Annotated in this window: 15 protein-coding genes; all 15 read right to left on the bottom strand. The window is 69.0% G+C overall.

The window, feature by feature from the left end:
• Nucleotides 1-8: 8 nt before the first annotated feature.
• The 15 genes from recN to SJY11_RS10725 all read right to left on the bottom strand — a co-directional run bounded on the left by recN (nt 9) and on the right by SJY11_RS10725 (nt 19,932).
• Complete coding sequence (gene recN, locus SJY11_RS10795; RefSeq protein ID WP_376986597.1) at nt 9-1,694, bottom strand: DNA repair protein RecN; 1,686 nt, start codon at nt 1,692-1,694, stop codon at nt 9-11.
• Between the two features lie 60 nt (nt 1,695-1,754).
• Nucleotides 1,755-2,672 (bottom strand): outer membrane protein assembly factor BamD, encoded by a 918-nt coding sequence (locus SJY11_RS10790; protein ID WP_376989298.1) that lies wholly within the window; start codon nt 2,670-2,672, stop codon nt 1,755-1,757.
• A 166-nt stretch (nt 2,673-2,838) separates the two neighbouring features.
• Nucleotides 2,839-3,786 carry a UDP-3-O-acyl-N-acetylglucosamine deacetylase gene (gene lpxC / locus SJY11_RS10785; protein WP_376986595.1) on the bottom strand — a complete coding sequence of 316 codons (948 nt, stop codon included), beginning with the start codon at nt 3,784-3,786 and terminating at the stop codon, nt 2,839-2,841.
• A gap of 311 nt (nt 3,787-4,097) precedes the next feature.
• On the bottom strand, nt 4,098-5,786 hold the full coding sequence (gene ftsZ / locus SJY11_RS10780) for a cell division protein FtsZ (RefSeq protein ID WP_376986594.1): 1,689 nt from the start codon (nt 5,784-5,786) through the stop codon (nt 4,098-4,100).
• A 138-nt stretch (nt 5,787-5,924) separates the two neighbouring features.
• The gene (gene ftsA / locus SJY11_RS10775; protein ID WP_376986593.1) at nt 5,925-7,253 is read right to left on the bottom strand and encodes a cell division protein FtsA; all 1,329 of its coding nucleotides are present in this window, start codon (nt 7,251-7,253) and stop codon (nt 5,925-5,927) included.
• Nucleotides 7,250-8,173 carry a cell division protein FtsQ/DivIB gene (locus SJY11_RS10770; protein WP_465247435.1) on the bottom strand — a complete coding sequence of 308 codons (924 nt, stop codon included), beginning with the start codon at nt 8,171-8,173 and terminating at the stop codon, nt 7,250-7,252. The genes ftsA and SJY11_RS10770 overlap by 4 nt, the downstream gene beginning before the upstream one ends.
• Nucleotides 8,174-8,504: 331 nt before the next feature.
• On the bottom strand, nt 8,505-9,428 hold the full coding sequence (murB, locus tag SJY11_RS10765) for a UDP-N-acetylmuramate dehydrogenase (protein ID WP_376986591.1): 924 nt from the start codon (nt 9,426-9,428) through the stop codon (nt 8,505-8,507).
• Nucleotides 9,425-10,846, bottom strand: a complete 1,422-nt coding sequence (murC, locus tag SJY11_RS10760; RefSeq protein ID WP_376986589.1) for a UDP-N-acetylmuramate--L-alanine ligase — start codon at nt 10,844-10,846, stop codon at nt 9,425-9,427. The genes murB and murC overlap by 4 nt, the downstream gene beginning before the upstream one ends.
• Before the next feature lie 22 nt (nt 10,847-10,868).
• Entirely contained in the window at nt 10,869-11,963 is a 1,095-nt protein-coding gene (gene murG, locus SJY11_RS10755) for an undecaprenyldiphospho-muramoylpentapeptide beta-N-acetylglucosaminyltransferase (protein WP_376986588.1), read from the bottom strand.
• 4 nt (nt 11,964-11,967) lie between these two features.
• The gene (locus SJY11_RS10750; protein WP_376986587.1) at nt 11,968-13,101 is read right to left on the bottom strand and encodes an FtsW/RodA/SpoVE family cell cycle protein; all 1,134 of its coding nucleotides are present in this window, start codon (nt 13,099-13,101) and stop codon (nt 11,968-11,970) included.
• Nucleotides 13,102-13,203: 102 nt separating this feature from the next.
• Nucleotides 13,204-14,391 (bottom strand): MalY/PatB family protein, encoded by a 1,188-nt coding sequence (locus SJY11_RS10745; RefSeq protein ID WP_376986586.1) that lies wholly within the window; start codon nt 14,389-14,391, stop codon nt 13,204-13,206.
• A 130-nt stretch (nt 14,392-14,521) separates the two neighbouring features.
• Nucleotides 14,522-15,952, bottom strand: a complete 1,431-nt coding sequence (gene murD, locus SJY11_RS10740; RefSeq protein ID WP_376986585.1) for a UDP-N-acetylmuramoyl-L-alanine--D-glutamate ligase — start codon at nt 15,950-15,952, stop codon at nt 14,522-14,524.
• A gap of 1 nt (nt 15,953) precedes the next feature.
• Nucleotides 15,954-17,036 (bottom strand): phospho-N-acetylmuramoyl-pentapeptide-transferase, encoded by a 1,083-nt coding sequence (gene mraY / locus SJY11_RS10735; protein ID WP_376986583.1) that lies wholly within the window; start codon nt 17,034-17,036, stop codon nt 15,954-15,956.
• A gap of 20 nt (nt 17,037-17,056) precedes the next feature.
• Nucleotides 17,057-18,481: a UDP-N-acetylmuramoylalanyl-D-glutamyl-2,6-diaminopimelate--D-alanyl-D-alanine ligase gene (locus SJY11_RS10730; protein WP_376986582.1), complete on the bottom strand. Its 1,425-nt coding sequence runs from the start codon at nt 18,479-18,481 to the stop codon at nt 17,057-17,059.
• Nucleotides 18,478-19,932: a UDP-N-acetylmuramoyl-L-alanyl-D-glutamate--2,6-diaminopimelate ligase gene (locus SJY11_RS10725; protein ID WP_376986581.1), complete on the bottom strand. Its 1,455-nt coding sequence runs from the start codon at nt 19,930-19,932 to the stop codon at nt 18,478-18,480. The genes SJY11_RS10730 and SJY11_RS10725 overlap by 4 nt, the downstream gene beginning before the upstream one ends.
• Nucleotides 19,933-19,946 lie beyond the last annotated feature (14 nt).

Genomic DNA, 19,946 nt, shown 5'->3' with positions numbered 1-19,946 from the left:
ACGGGGACTTAGCCCCTGACGCCTGCCGCCTCCAGAAGCCGCCCGGCGGCTGCCCTCGCCTCTTCGGTGATGCTCGCGCCGGCCAGCATGCGGGCGATCTCCTCGCGGCGCGCCTCGTCCGCGAGCCCCGTCACCCGTGTCACGGTGCGCGCGGCGGCATCACCCGGCAGCGCCGATTTGGCGATCAGGAAATGCTGGGCCGCCTTGGCGGCGACCTGCGGCGCATGCGTCACCGAGATCACCTGGACCTTGCCGGCGAGCCGCGCCAGCCGCTCGCCGATGGCGTCCGCGACCGCGCCGCCGACCCCGGTGTCGATCTCGTCGAAGACCAGCGTCGGGGCCGAGCCGCGCTCGGCCAGCACGACCTTCAGCGCCAGCATGAAGCGCGAGAGCTCGCCGCCCGACGCCACCTTCATCATCGGGCCGGGCCGCGTGCCGGGATTGGTTTCGACCCAGAACTCGACTCGGTCGAAGCCCTCCGGGCCCCGCGCCGTCTCGTCGCTGTCGATTCTCGTGATGAAGCGGGCGCGGTCCAGCTTCAGCGGCGGCAGTTCGGCCTTCACGGCCGCGTCGAGCTTCGCCGCCGCCTTCTGGCGCGCGGCGGAGAGCTTGCCCGCGAGCCCGACATAGGCTGCCTCGGCCCGGACGAGATCCTCTTCCAGCCGGCCGAGCGAAATCTCGCTGTCGTCGAGGGCGGTGAGATCGGCCGCCATGCTCTGCGCCAGCGGCACCAGCCCCTCGACCGGCACGTCGTATTTGCGCGCAGCCCCGCGCAGCGCGAAGAGCCGCTCCTCGACGCGCTCCTGCTCGCGCGGATCGTATTCGGCGGCACGCATCCCGGCGGCCAGCGCCTCGCCCGCCTCCTCCAGCGCGACGATCGCGGTGTTGAGCGCAGCCAGCGAGGGGTCGATCAGCGAAGGCGCCTGTCCGGCCCGGCGTTCGAGGCGACGCAGCACGGCCGAAAGGGCGGCGATGGGGGAGCCCTGCCCGGCGACCGCCTCATGCGCGTCGATCAGGTCGCGGGCGACCTTCTCGGCCTGCATCATGCCCTGGCGCTGCGCGGCGAGCGCCTCCTCCTCGCCGGGCTTCGGCGCGAGCTTGCCGAGTTCGGCGACGGCATGGCGCAGGAAATCCGCCTCCTTGCGCGCCGCCTCGACGCGCATGCGCTGCGCCTGCAGCGCTTGGCGCGCGCGCTTGAGCGTCTCGCTGGCGGTAATGACTGACTCCGCCTGCGCCTCCAGCCCGGCGAAACCGTCCAGGATCAGGCGATGCTGCGCCGGGTCGGTCAGCGCGCGGTCGTCATGCTGGCCATGAATCTCGACGATCGCGGCGCCGATCATCCTGAGAATCTGCACGCTGACGGGCTGGTCGTTGACGAAGGCGCGCGTGCGCCCATCGGCATATTGCACGCGGCGCAGGATCAGATCGCCGTCGGTGTCGATTTCCTGCGCCTGGGCCAGCTTGCGCGCTTGATGGCCGCCCGGCAGGTCGAAGACCGCGCTGACCTGGCCTTGCGTCTCGCCATGGCGCACGAGGCCGCCATCGCCGCGCCCACCCAGCGCCAGCGCGAACCCGTCGAGCAAAATCGACTTGCCGGCGCCGGTCTCGCCCGTGAGCACACTCAGGCCGTCACGAAACGTCAGGTCGAGACGGTCGATCAGGACGATGTCGCGTATCGACAGTTGGACCAGCATGGCACTCAGCGCAGGCTCAGGAAGCGGGGCATGCGCAGACGACCCTCATGGCCGGCGAAACTAGCTCCGCCCGCCGAGCCCGACGATACCGGTGACCGCGCGCGTGAAGCCCTGGAAGGCGCGGCTGATATAAGAGCCGCGATCCTCGCGCGGCTGCAGGCCGCCGCTCTCGAGCAGCACATAGGCGTCCTTGTACCAGGGGCTGTCCGGGAAATTGTGGCCCAGCACAGCAGCGGCGGTCTGCGCCTCGTTGGTGATTCCCAGCGCCATATAGGCTTCGGTGAGGCGCATCAGCGCCTCCTCGACATGCCGGGTGGTCTGGTACTTGATGATGACCTCGCGGAAGCGGTTCACCGCGCCGGTAAAATTGCGCTTCTCGAGATAGAAGCGCCCGACATTCATTTCCTTGCCGGCGAGCTGGTCGCGCGCGACCAGGAGCCTCTCCTTGGCGTCCAGAACGTATTCCGAGTTGGGATAGCGCTGGATGAGCTGTTCGAAAGCGGCGATGGCGAGTTGCGTCCGCTCCTGGTCGCGCGTCGCGTCCGGGATCTGGTTGTAGTAGGACATCGCCATCAGATACTGCGCATAGGCCGCATCGGGGCTGGCCGGGTTCTGGGCGATGAAGCGCTTGGAGGCGGTGATCGTCTCCTCCCACTTCGAGGCCTGGTAGTTCGTGTAGGCCGCGAGGATCAGCCCCTTGCGGGCATAGGGCGAGAACGGCGCGCTCTTGTCGATCTCGTCGAACTTCTTCGAGGCGCCCTCGCTGTCGCCGTTCTGCAGGCGCGCGAGCCCCTCGTTGTAGAGCCTGTCGGCGGGAACGATCTCCTTGACCTCGGGCTTGTAGACCTCGGGCCGATCAAAGGGATTGAGCGATGAGACGGTGTCGCAGCCGCCGAGCAGCAGGGCGGCGCCGAGCGCGAGGACCGGGCCCTTCGCCATCGATCCGGCGCGCTTGGATGTCGGGTTCTTCAGCCGCATGACGCTCACGTCGTCCGTCCTCTTGTCATCGTCCCCGCATCGCTGGGGATGCATGCCTTACCTCAGACGCCGATGGCGCGCCACTGCCGAAAGCAAGCGCCCACGGCGGCAGCGACGTCTATTCGACAGAAAACCGGCAACAGGAAGGCGCGCGAGCGCGAAAGGCTCAGTGCACGTCCGGCGCGAAGGCCGCAGGCGCAGCGGCGGCCATCTGAACGGCCCGCGGCGCGGCATAGACCGGCTCGGCCTCGACGATGGCGTAATTGGCGCGATCGGCGAAGAGCGCCTCCAGAATCCGCACATTCATGCGGTGACCGCCGCAATAGGAGCGGAACTCGCCGATGATCGGATAGCCCGCCAGCGCGAGGTCGCCGATGGCGTCCAGGACCTTGTGGCGAACGAATTCGTCGCCGTAACGCAGCCCCTCGGGATTGATGACCTTGTCGTCGCCGACGGCGACCGTGTTATCGAGCGAGGCGCCCAGCGCGAAGCCCGCCTTCCAGAGCTGCTCGACGTCGCGCATGAAGCCGAAGGTGCGGGCGCGGGAAATCTCCTGCGCATAAGCCGAGGCCTCGAGGTCGAACACCTTGCGCTGCCGACCGATCACCGTGGTGTCGAAGTCGATCTCGACATCGAGACGGAACCCGCTCTTGGCCGGCAACAGCTCGGCGAAGGCACGGCCGTGCTCGACCCGCACCGGCTGCAGAATGCGCAGGTAACGGCGCGGCGACGAGAGCCCGACCAGACCGGTGGCCTCGATCGCGGCGACGAATTCGGCGGCGCTGCCGTCCATGATCGGCATTTCCGGCCCGTCGATCTCGACCAGCACGTTGTCGAGGCCGAGACCGGCGCAGGCCGACATCAGATGTTCGATGGTCGCGACGGAGGCCGAAGCCCGGTCCCCAATGACGGTGCACAGCTCGGTCGCGCTGACCTTTGTGTGCTTGGCATGGATCAGCTGGGCGGGCGCGTCTTCGAGGCCCTGCCGCAGGAACACGATTCCGGAATTGGCGCTGGAGGGCTTGAGGCAGATCGTGGCAGGAGCTCCGGAGTGAACGCCGATCCCGGTCAGGGTCACGGGGGCTCGCAGGGTCGTCTGCCGATCGAAGCTCATTCCGGTATCCAATCCTGATCGCGAACGACGCCGTTTCATCGGGGATGGTCCCCGCCGGGGCAGTTCGTCTGCGATGCGTCCTGAGTCCAGGAACGGGCGAGGCCCGCCTCCTGTCTGTCGTGGTGCAGCCGCAACATAAGCTTTCCGAGCATGGTCACAAAATCACGCTTTCTTTCGCTCTGTTACAGGACGCAGCAACGCGCAGAGAGGACCTATCAGGCTGAAATCATTATCGTTTTCGACAAGGGAAATCCCGGCGCGCGGGAGGCGCGCCGGGACGATGTGACAGCCCGTGCGAACCGGGAGGACGCTCAGTTGGCCTGCCGGCGCAGGAAGGCCGGGATCTCGAGATGATCCTCCTCGCTGGTCCGATTCGGGGCGGCGCGGCCGAGCGGGTCGAGCTGACCCTGGGCCGGTCGGGCGACCGGCGCTGCCGGGCGGCGCATATACTCGGCATGAGCCGCGCTCGGAGCCTGCGGCATCGCCGGGGGCTGCGGCGCCTGGCGCACCGCGGCCGGCGGGGCCTCGGCCGCCTCCTCCTCCTTGCGACCGAACCCGACCGAGGCGAGGCGCTGCATCAGCGACATGCGCTTCTGGTCCGCGGTGCTGGGCGGCGGCGGCGCGGCCTGGGCGCCGCGATGGGCGGCGATCTGGGCCTGCGCCGGGATCGGCAGATCCTCGACGCGGGGCATGCGGGTCGGACGCACCACCGAACGCTCCGGCATCGGCGGGATGAAACTCTCTTCGAGCATCGGCGCGGGCTCGGGCTGACGCACGGGCTCGGGCGCCGCGGTGGCCATCACCGGGCGGGGCTGCGCCGGGGCGATGCGGATATCCTCCGACAGGCTGTGCGGCGCAGTGTCGATCGCATGCGGCATCCGCATCTCGAGCGGCGCTTCGGGCGCAACCGGCGCCGGCGCCGGGGCAGCCTGGCGCGCCGGGGTCGCGGTGCGCAGGCGGGCCTCGGCCTTCAGGCGCTCGGCGACCTGGGCAATGCGCGCCTCGGTCTCGTCCATCTCGGCCTGCGAGGTCACCGGCTTGTCGATGCCCGTCGCCACGACGGAAACACGCACGATGCCTTCCAGCGCCTCGTCGAAGGTCGCGCCGACGATGATGTTGGCCTCGGAGTCGACCTCCTCGCGGATGCGGGTGGCGGCCTCGTCGACCTCGTAGAGCTTCATGTCGCGCCCACCGGTGATCGAGATCAGCAAGCCGCGCGCGCCCTTCATCGAGACGTCGTCGAGCAGCGGGTTGTTGATCGCGGCCTGGGCCGCGTTCAGCGCGCGCTTGTCGCCCTGCGCCTCACCGGTGCCCATCATCGCCTTGCCCATGCCGCGCATCACGGCGCGGACGTCGGCGAAGTCGAGATTGATCAGGCCGGGGCGGACCATCAGGTCGGTGATGCAGGCGACGCCGGAGTAGAGCACCTGGTCGGCCATGCCGAAGGCGTCGGCGAAGCCGGTGGTTTCGTTGGCGACCCGGAACAGGTTCTGGTTGGGGATGACGATCAGCGTGTCGACCGCCTCGTTCAGCTCGCTGATGCCGGCTTCCGCCATGCGCATGCGGCGATGGCCCTCGAACTGGAACGGCTTGGTGACGACGCCCACCGTCAGGATGCCCATGTCGCGGGCGACGCGGGCGATGGCGGGGGCCGCACCGGTGCCGGTGCCGCCGCCCATGCCGGCGGTGATGAAGACCATGTGGGCGCCGGCGAGATGATCGCGAATCTCGTCGATCACCTCCTCGGCGGCCGCGCGGCCGACCTCGGGCTGGGAGCCGGCGCCGAGACCCTCGGTCACCTGCAGGCCCATCTGGATGATGCGCGAGGCCCGCGACAGCGCGAGCGCCTGGGCATCCGTGTTGGCAACCACGAAATCGACGCCGTCGAGACCGGCCTCGATCATGTTGTTGACCGCATTGCCCCCGGCGCCACCGACGCCGAACACGGTGATCCGGGGCTTGAGTTCCCGGATGTCCGGGGCTTGCAGATTCATCGCCATGGTTGCCTCTTTTGATCCCTTGTCCGGCGCCTGGCGGGAGCCGTCCCGATTGCTACATTCGACGCCGTGGCTCGCCCGCCGCGCGGGCTCGCCGGTACTCACTCTGCTTTCGAACGGAGGGCCGTGACGGCCTTCCGCTCAGAAACTCTCCTTCAGCCACCGCCCGACGCGGGAAAAATACCCGTCGGTTCCCGTGGCGAAATAAGCCGCGCCCGCGCGGGGCTCGAAATGCTCGACATGGGCCACCTGCGGGTAGACCAGCAGGCCGACCGCCGCCGCGAAGGCCGGCCCCTTGCCGGCTTCGGGCAGGCCCTTGATGCCGAGCGGCCGGCCCGTGCGGACCTGACCGCCGAGAATGCGCCGCGCCACCTCGGGAAGGCCGGTGAGCTGGCAGGCGCCGCCCGTCAGCACGACGCGGCGCCCGGCCTGGGCGGAGAAGCCGGCCTGGGTCAGGCGGTCGCGCACCAGTTCGAGAATTTCCTCGACGCGCGGCTTGATGATCCGCACCAGCTGCGACTTCGGCAGATGGTTGGGCGTGTCGCGCTCGTCGTCGTCGACCTGCGGCACGGAGATCATGTCGCGCTCGTCGGAGGCGCTGGAAATGCAGGAGCCGTGCAGCGTCTTCAGCCGCTCCGCGGCCGCGACGCGGGTCGAGAGTCCGCGCGCCACGTCCATGGTGATGTGGTTGCCGCCGACCGCGATCGCGTCGGCATGCATCAGGTGGCCGCCCGAGAAGACGCCGAGGCTGGTGGTGCCGCCACCCATGTCGACCACGACCACGCCCATCTCGGCCTCGTCGTCGACGAGCACCGACAGACCCGACGCATAGGGGGTCGCGACCACCGCCTCGACCTCGAGATGGCAGCGTTCGACCGCCAGCATGACGTTGCGCGCGGCGGAGGCCTCGCTGGCGACGACATGCATGTCGACCGAGAGCTTGCCGCCGATCAGCCCGCGCGGATCGAGCACGCCCGGCACGCCGTCCAGCGCATAGCCGGTCGGAAGGGCATGGAGCACGGCCTTGCCGGGCCGCAGCGCATGGGTGGCGGCATGGGCGAGCACGCGCTTGACGTCGCCGTCGCCGACCGAGCCTGCGCGCAGATCGACGCTGGCCGCGTAATGCTGCGAGGCGAGGCGCCCGCCGGTCAGGTTGACGATGACCGACTGGACCTCGACCTTGGCCATGCGCTCGGCGGCGTCGACCGAGGCGCGGATCGCCTTCTCGGCGCTTTCGAGATCGATGATCGCGCCGCCCTTGAGGCCGAGCGAGCGCTGATGGCCGATGCCGATGATGCGCGCGACATGGGTGCGGCCGCGCAGCCGCTCATTGGCCTCGGCCGGGTTCAGCTCGGCGATCAGGCAGACGACCTTGCTCGTGCCGATGTCGAGAATCGACAACGTCGCGCTCTTGCGCGACGAGAGCGGACGCATCCGCGGCGTCAGGCCCTGGGAGGTGACGTGGTTCATGCTTCGCCTCCCTTTTTCTTGGTCTTGCTCTTGAGCTGTTCGGTGCGGGCGGCGGCGCCCTCTTCCGTCAGCCTCATGACGACCCGGTCGGGCTGGCGCAGGTCGATCGCCAGCAGATCCTTCTCGAAGATCCGGTAATCGGCCTGGAGAGCCGCCAGCCTCTTCACCGCCGCGGCCGGCTCCGCCTCGGGGAGGCGCACATCCATGCCGTTGTCGAGCTTCAGATTCCAGCGCCGGCCGGCCACCAGCGTCGCCGCGCGGATATGCGGGGCGATCGGGCCGGCCTCGCTGCGCAGCGCGAGATATTCGCGGGCGCGGTTGTTGGCGTCGACGCCGACGACCAGCGGAAGATGGGCGAAGCGCCCGTCATCCATCTTGTCGATCACCGTCCCATCGGCGGCGATCACGTAAAGCTCGCCCTTCACCTGCCACAACGCGAAGGGTTCGCGCTCGACCAGCGTGATCGCGACCTCGCCCGGATAGAGTTTGCGGACGGTGGCCTCGCGGATCAGGGGAGCGGATTCGAGTCGCTTGCGCGCCTGGTCGGCGTCGAAGAAGGGCAGCGAGATCTTCGGGTCGATGCCGGCGGCGACCAGAACCTCGACTTCCGAGAGTTCGGCGATGCCCGAGATGGTGACGCGGTCGATTCCCAAGCCGACGAGGCGGGCCAGCATGTGGTGTGGCTCGCCATAATTGTCACGCAGCGTCTCGACATGCCCCCCCAGCAGCGTCCCGGCCCCGATGCTCAGACCCAGGAAGCCGAACGTCAGCCAGGTGCCCAGCCGGCGCGGCAGGCGCTGCGCCAGCGGCACGGCGACTGCACTGCGGCGCGAACGGCGCAGCCAGCGCCCCTGCCGCTCGCCGACGAGCAGCTGCGGCCCGGGAGCCGGGACCGGCAGACGCGCGGCGGCAACCGCCACCGTTGTCTTGACCGATCGAGGGAGGCGTCCTCCACCATCCATGTGACGCGTTCACCGAAGTTGAGCCCGCATGGGCAGCCAGGCGGCGCTGGGCCGATTCGGTCACGCCGGGCCGTCCGGAGCCTAGCCGCAGGGATGAAACACGCTGTTTCGCGGCCCTGGCGGAGATCGGTTCTGAAGACGTCCCGGCACCCGATTGCTTGATGCGCCGTTAACGTCCACTCTTCGATCTGCTGGTAAATTTTTGGTAAAGGTTGCGCCCGGGAGATGGGATCGCGCGTGGATTCTTCGCGGTCCGGACGCCCGGCCCAGCGATGGGCCGGAGCGGCTCTCAGGCGACGCCGATCCGCTTGATCTCCCATTGCAGCTCGAAGCCGGAATGGTCCTTCACCCGGCGCCGCACCTCTTCGCCGAGGCCCTCGACATCGGCCGCGCTCGCCCCGCCGGTGTTGATCAGGAAGTTGCAGTGCATCTCCGAGACCTGCGCCCCGCCCATCCGCAGGCCCCGGCAGCCGGCGGCGTCGATCAGCTGCCAGGCCTTGCCGCCGGGCGGGTTCTTGAAGGTCGAGCCGCCGGTGCGTTCCCGGATCGGCTGCGCCGCCTCGCGGGCCGCGGTGACACGGTCCATCTCGGCCTGGATTGCAGCCCGGTCCCCTGGCCGCCCCTGGAACAGCGCCGAGGTGAAGATGATGTCCTGCGTGTCGGCGCCGCTGCTGCGATAGGAGAAGCCCATCTCGGCATGGGAGAGCGTGACGAGCGTTCCGGCCCGCGTCACGCCGCGCGCCTCGACCAGCACGTCGGTCGTCTCGCCGCCATGGGCGCCGGCATTCATCCGCAGCGCCCCGCCGATGCAGCCGGGAATGCCGCGGTAGAAGGCGAGCCCGTCGAGCGCCGCATCGGCTGCCGCCCGCGCCAGCTTGACATCCGGCACCGCAGCCCCAGCCCGCAGCCGGTCGCCGGGTTCGAGCGCAATCTCGCCGAAGGCCTTGCCACCGAGCCGGATCACCAGCCCCGGAATGCCGCCGTCGCGGACGATCAGATTCGAGCCGAGCCCGACCACCGTCAGCGGGATCTCCGGCGGAAGGCCCGACAGGAGATGCGCGAGATCGGTCTCGTCGGCAGGCGTGAACAGCACCTGGGCCGGTCCGCCGACCCGAAACCAGGTCAGCGGCGCCATCTCGGCATTGAGCAGCAGACGGCCGCGCAACTCGGGGGCCGCGGCGCGGAGGGCCGGGGTGATATCCTCGAAGCTCATGCCGCGGGCTTTGGCGGCGCAAACGCGGCCAGTTCGCCCGGAAGGGCGTAGGCCCATTGCGTGATGTTGCCGGCGCCGAGCAGCACGACATAGTCGCCGGGCCCCGCCACCTCGGCCACCATGCCGGCGAGCCTGTCGGGGCTCTCCAGCGGCAGGGCGTGGCGATGGCCGCGCGCCTTGATGCCGGAGACCAGCGAATCGCGGTCGGCGCCTGCGATCGGGGCCTCGCCCGCCGCATAGGTGTCGGCCACGATCACCGTGTCGGCGTCGTTGAAGCAGGCGGCGAAATCGTCGAACAGGCTGGCGAGCCGCGTATAGCGATGCGGCTGCACGATCGCGACGACCTTGCCCTTGGTCGAGGCGCGCGCCGCCTTGAGCACGGCCGCGATCTCGACCGGGTGATGGCCGTAATCGTCGAAGATCAGGGCGCCATTCCACTCCCCGGTCTTGGTGAAGCGGCGCTTCACGCCGCCGAAGCCGGCGAGCGCGGCGCGGATGCGCTCGACGGGAATGCCGAGATCATAAGCCACCGCGATCGCCGCCGTGGCGTTGAGCGCGTTGTGATGGCCGGGCATCGGCATGATCAGATCGCGTACGACCTCGTCGCGGCCGCGCTTGCGATCGCGGATCAGCAGCGTGAACTTCGCCTGCCCGCCCGAGAGATCGATGTCGATCAGCCGGAAGTCGGCCTGGGGATTTTCGCCATAGGTGACGACGCGGCGGTCCTCGATCTGCCCGACGAGGCCCTGCACGGTGGGATGGTCGATGCACATCACCGCGAAGCCGTAGAAGGGCAGGTTCTCGACAAAGCTGCGGAAGGCGGCCTTGATCGCGTCGAAAGTGCCGAAATGGTCGAGATGCTCGGGGTCGATATTGGTGACGATGGCGACATCCGCCGGCAGCTTCAGGAAAGTGCCGTCGGATTCGTCGGCCTCGACCACCATCCAGTCGCTCTCGCCCATGCGGGCATTGGTGCCATAGGCGTTGATGATGCCGCCATTGATCACGGTCGGGTCGAGCCCTCCCTTCTCCAGCAGCGTCGCGACGAGCGAGGTCGTCGTCGTCTTGCCATGCGTGCCGGCGATCGCGATGCAGCTCTTCAGCCGCATCAGTTCGGCCAGCATCTCGGCCCGGCGCACCACCGGCAGGCGCTTCTCGCGGGCGGCGACGAGTTCGGGATTGTCGCGCTTGATCGCGGTCGAGACCACGACGACCTCGGCCTCGCCGAGATTGTCCGCCTTGTGCCCGACAAAGGTGGTGATGCCCTTCTCGGCGAGGCGCTTGACGTTGGCGCCGTCCGAGGCGTCGGAGCCCTGCACCTTGTAGCCGAGATTGTGCAGCACCTCGGCGATGCCGGACATGCCGATGCCGCCGATCCCGACGAAGTGAATGGAGCCGAGCTTCGGCGGCAGCTTCATGATGCGGCGATCCTTGGTGAGGTTAGAAGCCGGCGACGTCCGTGACGACGGCGGCGAGTCGATCCGCGGCGTCGGCGATTCCGGCGCTCTTCGCGCTCTCGGCCATGACCGTCAAGTCCGACGGCTGCTGCATCAGCCTGGAGAGCTCGCCCGCCAGCCAGCGCGGCGTGAAATCCGGCTGCAGCACCCGGATGGCGGCACCGCGCTTCTCCAGGAAGGCGGCATTGGCCGCCTGGTCCTGGTCGAGCGAGCCCGGCAGCGGCACGAGGATGGCGGGACGACCGATCACGGTGAGTTCTGCGACCGTCGAGGCGCCGGAGCGGCCGATCACCAGATGGGCCTTCGCCATCCGGCCCGGAAGGTCCTTGAAGAAGGGCGCGATCTCGGCCCTGACGCCGAGGCTCTCATAGATCCCGCTGACGCGGCCATCGTCCTCGGCACGGGCCTGCTGGGTGATGACCAGCCGCGCCCGCTCGGCGGGAGCCAGCAGCTGGATCGCGGGCGGCAGGATATCGGCCATGACGCGCGCGCCCTGGCTGCCGCCGAAGACCAGGAGGTTGAACGCTCCTACGCCCGGCCCGGAATAGGGCGAGGCCGCCGCCACCACGGCCGGGCGCACCGGGTTGCCGACATGGCGGCATTTCGCGCTGGCCTTGGCGGTGAGGCCGCCCACCTCCGCGAATCCCGTCGCGATCGCGTCGACCCAGCCCGAGAGGAAGCGGTTGGCCCGCCCGATCACGGCGTTCTGCTCATGGACGAGCGTCTTCACCCCGCCCAGCGCCGCACCCAGCACGGGCGGCACGGTCGGATAGCCGCCGAAGCCGACGACCAGCCCCGGCTTGAGGTCCCTGACGATCCGGCGCGCCGCGAACACGCCTTTGGCGACCTCCATGGCGACACGGATCTTGCCGGAGAGCGGCAGACCGGACGGCGTCGCCGACGGCACGGGAATGACCGCGTCCGCCGGAAAATCCCCGGCGAATTCGGCCCCGCGCGGATCGGTCATCAGCACGACCCGGATGCCCTTGGCCCGCAAGGCGTGGCTCAGGGCCTCGGCCGGGAAGAGATGGCCGCCCGTACCGCCGGCTGCGAGAATGACGAGCTTGGCCTGTCCCATCGCGTCAGTTCCTGAAACGACCGAAATCGACGGCGCGCGGTCGTTTGCGCGTCAAGGCCAGCAGGAATCCCGTCCCGATCGCCAGCGAGATCAGCGACGAGCCGCCATAGGAGATGAACGGCAGGGTCATGCCCTTGGCCGGCATCATGTGCAGGTTGACCATCATGTTGATCGCGGCCTGGATGCCGAAGAGCAGCGCGAGACCGGTTACGGCCAGCCGGATGAACGGGTCCTCGGCCTTCTGCGCGACGAAGAGCGCCCGCAGCACGATCAGCGCGAACAGCATCACCAGCAGGATGCAGACGACGATGCCGAATTCCTCGGCCGTCACCGCAAAGATGAAGTCGGTATGCGCGTCGGGCAGGATTCGCTTCACGGTGCCCTCGCCCGGGCCTTTCCCGAGCCAGCCCCCCTGCGCGAAGCTTTCGAGCGCCGTGTCGATCTGGAAGGTGTCGCCGGAGCCCTTGTCCATGAAGCGCTCGATGCGGGCGCGCACATGCGGCACGAGTTGGTAGGCGATCAGGATGCCGACGGCCCCGGCCCCGCCCAGCCCCAGCACCCAGAACCAGTGCAGACCCGCAACGAAGAACAGCCCGGCCCAGACCAGCGTGACGAGCATGGTCTGGCCGAAATCCGGTTGCAGTACGAGCGGCGCGATCGTCGCCGGCAGCAGCAGGAAAGCGATCCAGGTGCCCGGCAGATCGGGCCGTCGCGTGCCCTCGGCGAAGGCCCATGCGGCGAGGACGACGAAGGCCGGCTTGAGGAACTCGGAGGGCTGGATCGACCCGATCGGCCCCAGCGTGAGCCAGCGCCGCGCCCCCTTGACCTCGACGCCGAGATAGAGCGTCGCCACCACCATGGCGAGCGAGACGGTGAAGATCAGCAGGGCCAGCCGCCGGACCTGGCGTGGCGTCAGGAAGGAGACGCCGACGAAGATCGCCAGGGCCAGGACGAGATAGGCCGCCTGACGGTTGACGAAGTGGAAGGTGGACAGCCCGAGGCGCTCCGCCACAGGTGGCCCGCCCGCCATCAGCAGCACGACGCCGGAAACCATCAGCGCGACGAGGGCGCTCAGGATGACGCGGTCGATCGACCACCACCAGCGGCCGCTGAGAGAAGGTTCGGCGCGCGAGACCATAAGAGGCTCCAGGACAGGCGCGGAGCGGGCCGAGACCCGCTCCCAATCCGAATCACTCTGTCAATGAAGAGTTAACGGAATGATTCCGAAGCCCGCTCCGGGCTATTGCAGATCGCCGAAAGCCTGCTTCAGCCGGTCGACCGCCTCGGCCACGACGGCGCGCGGCGTCGCCAGGTTGAAGCGCAGGAAGGACGCACCGCCCTTGCCGAAGCTCGGGCCGTGATTGGCGGCGATCAGCGCCTGCTTCTCGATGCGGGCCGTGAACTCGGAGGGCGCCATGCCGGTGCCCGTAAAGTCGATCCAGGCGAGATAGGTCGCCTCCAGCGGCATCGCCCGCACGCCGGGGATCGCTCCGACTCCCTCCTCGAACAACCGGCGGTTGCCATCGAGATAGGCGACCAGCTGATCGACCCAGGCGGCGCCGTCCGGTCTGTAGGCCGCGGTCGCCATCATCATGCCGAAGGAATTCGGCGAGACGCCCGCGGCGTTGATCGCCGCCGCCAGCGGCGCCCGCAGCGCCTTGTCGGGCACGATGATGTTGCCGACATGGCAGCCGGCGATGTTGAAGGTCTTGGTCGTGGCGGTCATCATCACCAGCCGGTCCATGATCTCCGGCGCCGCCAGCGCCATCACCATGTGCTTGTGGCCGGGCATGACGAGATCGTGGTGGATCTCGTCGGAAACCAGGATCAGGTCGTGGCGGACGCAGAACTCCGCGATCGCGCGCAGTTCCTCGCGAGTCCAGACGCGCCCGCCGGGATTGTGCGGCGAGCAGAGCACGAACATGCGCTCCTGGCCGGTCATCATCGCGTCCCAGGCGGCGATGTCGAGGACATAGCGGTCGTTCTCGATCGCGAGCTGGCATTCGACCACCTGCCGACCCGCCGCGGAGATCACGCGGGCGAAGGCATGATAGACCGGCGTCATCAGCACGACGCCGTCACCGGGCTTCGTATAGGCGGCCACGCACAGCGCCGTGCCGTTGACGAGCCCGTTCACGGTGAAGATCGAGGCCGGCTCGACCTCCCAGCCATGGCGGCTCTGCATCCACCAGCGGATCGCCTCGTGATTGGCCTTGCTGTCGCCGAAATAGCCGTAGAGCCCATGGGCCGCCATGCCCTCGAGCGCCGCCTGCACACAGGCCGGGGGCCGGAAATCCATGTCGGCGACCCACATGGCGATGCCCTCCGAGGCCGGCACGCCATAGAGGGGCTCCATCATGTCCCATTTCGAGGAATGGGTGCCGCGGCGGTCGATCCGCTCGTCGAAATTCGGGGCGTTGCTCATCATCGGTCCTCAATCGCAGGGCGGGACCGGCCGGCCGGACGCGCCCGTCAGACATGTCGCTTTCGCGGCGCGCCGGCCAGTTGCGCAGCGGATGGCCGCCATGCCCCAGCGGCGCGCCGGCGGCGCCGAAAGCCTAGCGCGCGCCGAACGGCTCGAAGCCCGGCAGCGCCTTGACCAGCGCCCGGAAGGCATCGCCCCGCACCTCGAAATTCGGGAACTGGTCGAACGAGGCGCAGGCCGGCGACAGCAGAACAGCGATCTCGCCCTGCCCGCCATGCGCGAGCGCATCCTGCGTCGCCTGCGCGACGGCTACGTCGAGCGTGCCGCTGCGCTCGTAAGTGACGCGGCCATCCGCCTCGAAGGTCGCCGCGAAGAGGTCGCTCGCCGCACCGATCAGATAGGCCCGGGCGATGTTGGGGAAATAGCGGCGTAGCGACTCGATGCCGCCCTCCTTGGCCTTGCCGCCGAGGATCCAGAAGATGTCGCGGAAGGACGTCAGCGCCTTCTCGGTCGAATCCGCATTGGTCGCCTTGGAATCATTGATGAAGACGACGCGGCCGATGCGGCCGATCTCCTCCATGCGATGCGCCAGTCCGGGATAGCTGGCGAAGCCCGCCGCGATCTCCGGCGCCGTCAGGCCCAGCGCGAAACAGGCGGCGAAGGCGGCCGCCGCATTCTGCGCGTTGTGCGAGCCGCGCAGCGAGCCGATCCCGGCGAGATTGGCGACGATGCGCGGCTTGCCGTCGAGCACCTGGACGATCCGCGTCTCCAGCGAGCCGGCATTGGCGGTCACGCCCGCGAAGACGCCGTCATCCAGCGGCTGCTCGCCGCTGATCTTGACCACGGGCCGCCCCGAGGCCGCACGCCGCCGCGCCATCTGCTTCGACGGCTCGTCATCGACCCCGATCACCGCGATGTCGGCCGCGGCGACCAACCGCTCCTTGATCGCCCCGTATTGCTCGAAGGTCCCGTGCCGGTTGAGATGATCCGGCGTCAGGTTCATCTGGATGCCGACGCTCGGCGCCATCGAAGGTGCGAGGTCGATCTGGTAGCTGGAGCATTCGATGACGTGGATGCGGCCGTCGGCCGGTGGCTGCAGCGCCAGCACGGCCGTGCCGATATTGCCGCCCATCTGGACGTCGCGGCCGGCGGCCTGCAGCACATGGGCGATCAGGGCCGTCGTCGTCGACTTGCCGTTTGTGCCGGTGATGCAGACGACCGGTGCGGCCGGCGCGATCGCCGCCCGCTCGCGGAAAAACAGCTCGATGTCGCCGATGATCTCGATCCCGGCCGCCTGGGCCTTCTCGACCGTCCAGTGCGGGGCGGGATGGGTGAGCGGCACGCCCGGCGCCAGGATCAGGCTGTCGAAACGCGACCAGTCGGCCGCCTCGAGGTCGGCGACCGGGATGCCCTTCCCCGCCGCCTTCTCGCGGCTCGCGGGATTGTCGTCGAAGGCCTCGACCTGCGCCCCGCCGGCGATCAGCGCCAGCGCGGTGGCGAGCCCCGAGCCGCCGAGCCCGAACAGCGCGACGCGCCTGCCGGCAAAACAGGTGACGGGTGTCATCTCAGCGCAGCTTCAGCGTCGACAGGCCGATCAGCGCCAGCACCACGGAGATGATCCAGAAGCGGATCACGACCTGCGGCTCGGTCCAGCCCAGCTTCTCGAAATGGTGGTGGATCGGCGCCATCAGGAAGACGCGCTTGCCCGTGCGCTTGTAGACGAAGACCTGGATGATTACCGAGAGCGCCTCGATCACGAAGAGCCCGCCGACGATCGCCAGCACGATCTCGTGCTTGGTCGCGACGGCGACGACGCCAAGCAGGCCGCCCAGGCCGAGCGAGCCGGTATCGCCCATGAAGATCTGCGCCGGCGGCGCGTTGAACCAGAGGAAGCCGATGCCGGCGCCGATCACCGCGCCGCAGACCACCGCGAGTTCGCCGGCGCCGGGCACGTGATGGATCTGCAGGTAGTTAGCGAAGATCGCGTTTCCGGTCAGGTAGGAGATGAAGCCGAAGGTCGCCGCCGCGATCATCACCGGAACGATGGCGAGGCCATCGAGCCCGTCGGTGAGGTTCACCGCATTGCCGGCGCCGACGACGACGAAGGCCGTGACGATCGGGAAGAAGATCCCGAGCGGGATCACGAGTTCTTTCAGGAAGGGCATGGCGAAGCCCGATGCGATCGCGGGCGGGCCGAGTTGCATAACCACCCAGCAGGCGAAGAGGGCGATCGCCATCTCGAGGCCCAGGCGCGCCTTGCCCGAGAAGCCCTTGTGGGACTGCTTCGTCACCTTGAGATAGTCGTCATAGAAGCCGATCGCGCCGTAGCTGACCGTCACGCCGAGCACGACCCAGACATAAGGGTTGCGCAGATTGCCCCAGAGCAATGTCGCCACCAGCAGCCCGCCCAGGATCATCAGCCCGCCCATGGTCGGCGTGCCGCGCTTGGCGAGATGGGATTCCGGCCCGTCGGTTCGGATCGGCTGGCCCTTGCCCTGCTTGATCCGCAGCCAGGAGATCGCGGCGGGGCCGAAGAAGAAGACCACGAGCAGCGCCGTCGCGGTCGCGCCGCCGGCCCGGAAGGTGATGTACCGGAAGACGTTCAGGATCGGGAACGTGCCCGAGAAGTCGGCGAGCCAGACGAGCATTGTTGTTGCGGTCTCTTGTTCTAGTCTTCAGCCGAGGAGGCGGGAAAACGTATGGTCAGCGCCTTGACGATCGGCCCCATGCGCGAACCGAGCGACCCCTTGATCATGATGACGTCGCCGGACCGCACAGTGTCCAGCACGAGCGGTTCGAGCCCGCTCGCCTGGGCGGCATAAGCCCCCCGCAGGGTCGAAGGCAAGCTGTCATAGAGCCCGCGCATCAGCGGGCCGCAGGCGAACACGCTGTCGATGCCGTTGGCCGTGATCGCCGGCGCCAGCCCCTTGTGCAGGTCGGGACCCGTCGGCCCGAGTTCCAGCATGTCGCCCAGCACGGCGATCCGCCGCCCGCGCCCGGCGACCGGGATACGGCCGAGATTCTCGATCGCCGCCTTCACCGAGGCCGGATTGCCGTTGTAGCTCTCGTCGATCAGCGTGAAGGGGCCGCCGGGCGCCTCGAGCCGCTGCTGCGCCCCGCGCCCCGCCGGCGGACGCAGGTCGCCGAGCGCCAGCGCCGCCAGCGCGAGATCGGCGCCCAGCGCCTGCGCAGCCGCCAGCACGGCGAGCGAATTGATCACGATGTGCTTGCCGGGGCTGCCAATCCGATAGGTGATCGGCTGCCCCATCACCACCGCATCGACGGTCGACACGTCGGAGCGCAGCGCGCAGGAGATCAGCCTGACATCGGCATCGACGCTTTCGCCGAAGCGGATCACGCGCCCGGCCCGGCCGGCCTTGGCGATGCGCTCCAGGAGATCGGCCTGGGGGATGTCGCCATTAAAGATGGCGGTCCCGCCGGGCTCCAGTTCCCAGAAGACCCCGGCTTTCTCCTCCGCGATCCCTTCAAGTGATGAGAACGCCGCAAGGTGGACCGGCTGGATCGTCGTGATGATCGAGACCTGCGGCCGCACCAGCTTCGCCAGCGGGAGGATCTCGCCGGGATGGTTCATGCCGATCTCGTAGACGGCGTAGGCGACGTCCCGCGGCGTCCGGCACAAGGTCAGCGGCACGCCCCAATGGTTGTTGTAGGAGGCGACCGGCGCATGCGTCTTGCCCTGCCGCGACAGGACGAGCCGCAGCGCCTCCTTGGTGCCGGTCTTGCCGACGGAGCCGGTGACCGCGACCACACCGGCCTTCAGCTCCGCCCGGCGGACGCTGCCGGCCCGCTCCATCGCCTTGAGCACGTCGGGCACGATGGCGAGCGCGCCTCGGCCGGCGAACTGCTCCGCATGGGCCTCGTCGACCACGACGAGCGCCGCGCCCTTTTCCAGGGCGGCAGCGACGAAGTCGTGCCCGTTGCGGGCTTCGCCGGTGATGGCGAAGAAGGCGTCGCCCGGCTCCAGCGTGCGGGTGTCGATCGAGATGCCCGTGACGGCACTCGGGACGGCGCCATCGGCCCGCGCACCCAGCGCCGCGACCAGTTCGTCTCCGCTCCAGAGAGGGGCGCTCATCCTGCGATCTCCGCGATAGCCGTCCGCACCACGTCTTGGTCGGAGAAGGGATAGGTCCGGTCGCCGATGATCTGGCCGGTTTCATGGCCCTTTCCGGCCACGACCAAAACATCGCCCGGCATCAACATGGCCACGGCGGCCCGGATCGCCTCGGCCCGGTCGCCGATCTCGCGCAGCTTCGGCGAGGCCGCCATTACCTGCGCCCGGATCGCGGCGGGGTCCTCGCTGCGCGGATTATCGTCGGTGACGATGGCGATGTCGGCCTTCTCGGCAGCGATCGCCCCCATCACCGGCCGCTTGCCAGTGTCGCGGTCGCCACCACAGCCGAAGACGCAGATCAGGCGCCCAGTCGCATAGCCGCGCAGGGTTGAGAGCACGGCCGCCAGCGCATCGGGCTTGTGAGCGTAATCCACGACCACCAGACCGCCATTGGCCTCGCCGACGCGCTCCAGCCGACCGGCGACACCGGTCAGTCCTGCGATCGCCTGCAGCGCGCGCTCGGTGTCGTCGCCGGTGGCGATGGCGAGTGCGGCGGCCACCAGCGCGTTGCCCGCCATGAAGTCGCCGACCAGCGGCAGCGTCACCCGATGCTCGCGCCCTTCGACCGCCACAGTCAGCCGCTGTGAAAAACCTTCGCGGACGCTCTCGACGAGCCGGATGGTCTCGCCCTTGCGGCCGATGCCGATCAGCCGGTGTCCTGCGGCAAGGGCCGCATCGGCGGCCTCCTGCGCATAGGGCTCGTCGCGATTGATCACGACAGGCGCCCCCTTGGGAAGCAGCGTCCAGAGCCGCAGCTTGGCGGCGAGGTAGTCGGCCACCGTCGGATGGTAGTCGAGATGGTCGCGCCCCAGATTCAGGAAGGCGCCGGCAGCGAGCCTGACCCCGTCGAGCCGGTGCTGGTCGAGCCCGTGCGAGGAGGCTTCCATGGCGAGATGCGTCACACCTTCCCCGGCCAGCCGGTTGAGCGAGGCGTGCAGCGAGATCGGGTCCGGCGTCGTGAGCGAGCCGTAATCGGCGCCCCTCGCGGTGACGATGCCGATGGTGCCGAGGCTTGCCGACTGATGGCCGAGCGACTGGAAGATCTGCCGGGTGAAATCGGCCACCGAGGATTTGCCGCTGGTGCCGGTGACCGCGACGATGGTCCGGGGCTGGCGCGGATGGATTTGCGCGGCGGCGAGCGACAGCGCGAGACGCGGCTCGGCGACCTCGGCGAAGGCGACGGCCGGGTCGAGCCCTTCCGGGCGTGGCCCGCCCGAGACGACAGCGATGGCCCCCTTGCCGACGGCATCCGCAATGAAGCGCGCGCCATCCGCCTTGGCACCGGCGAGCGCGACGAAGACGTCGCCCGGCGCCACCTTGCGGCTGTCGAAGGCGAGGCCTGCGACCCGCCGCGACCCGCCGGCGGCGAAGGCGCCCGGAAACAGGCGGCCGAGTGTGAGGGCTTCTGTCATGATCGCTCGCTAGC

This window comes from Allobosea sp. R86505 (assembly GCF_042466375.1).
GTDB lineage: Bacteria > Pseudomonadota > Alphaproteobacteria > Rhizobiales > Beijerinckiaceae > Allobosea.
This window is presented reverse-complemented; position numbering and strand designations above follow the sequence as displayed.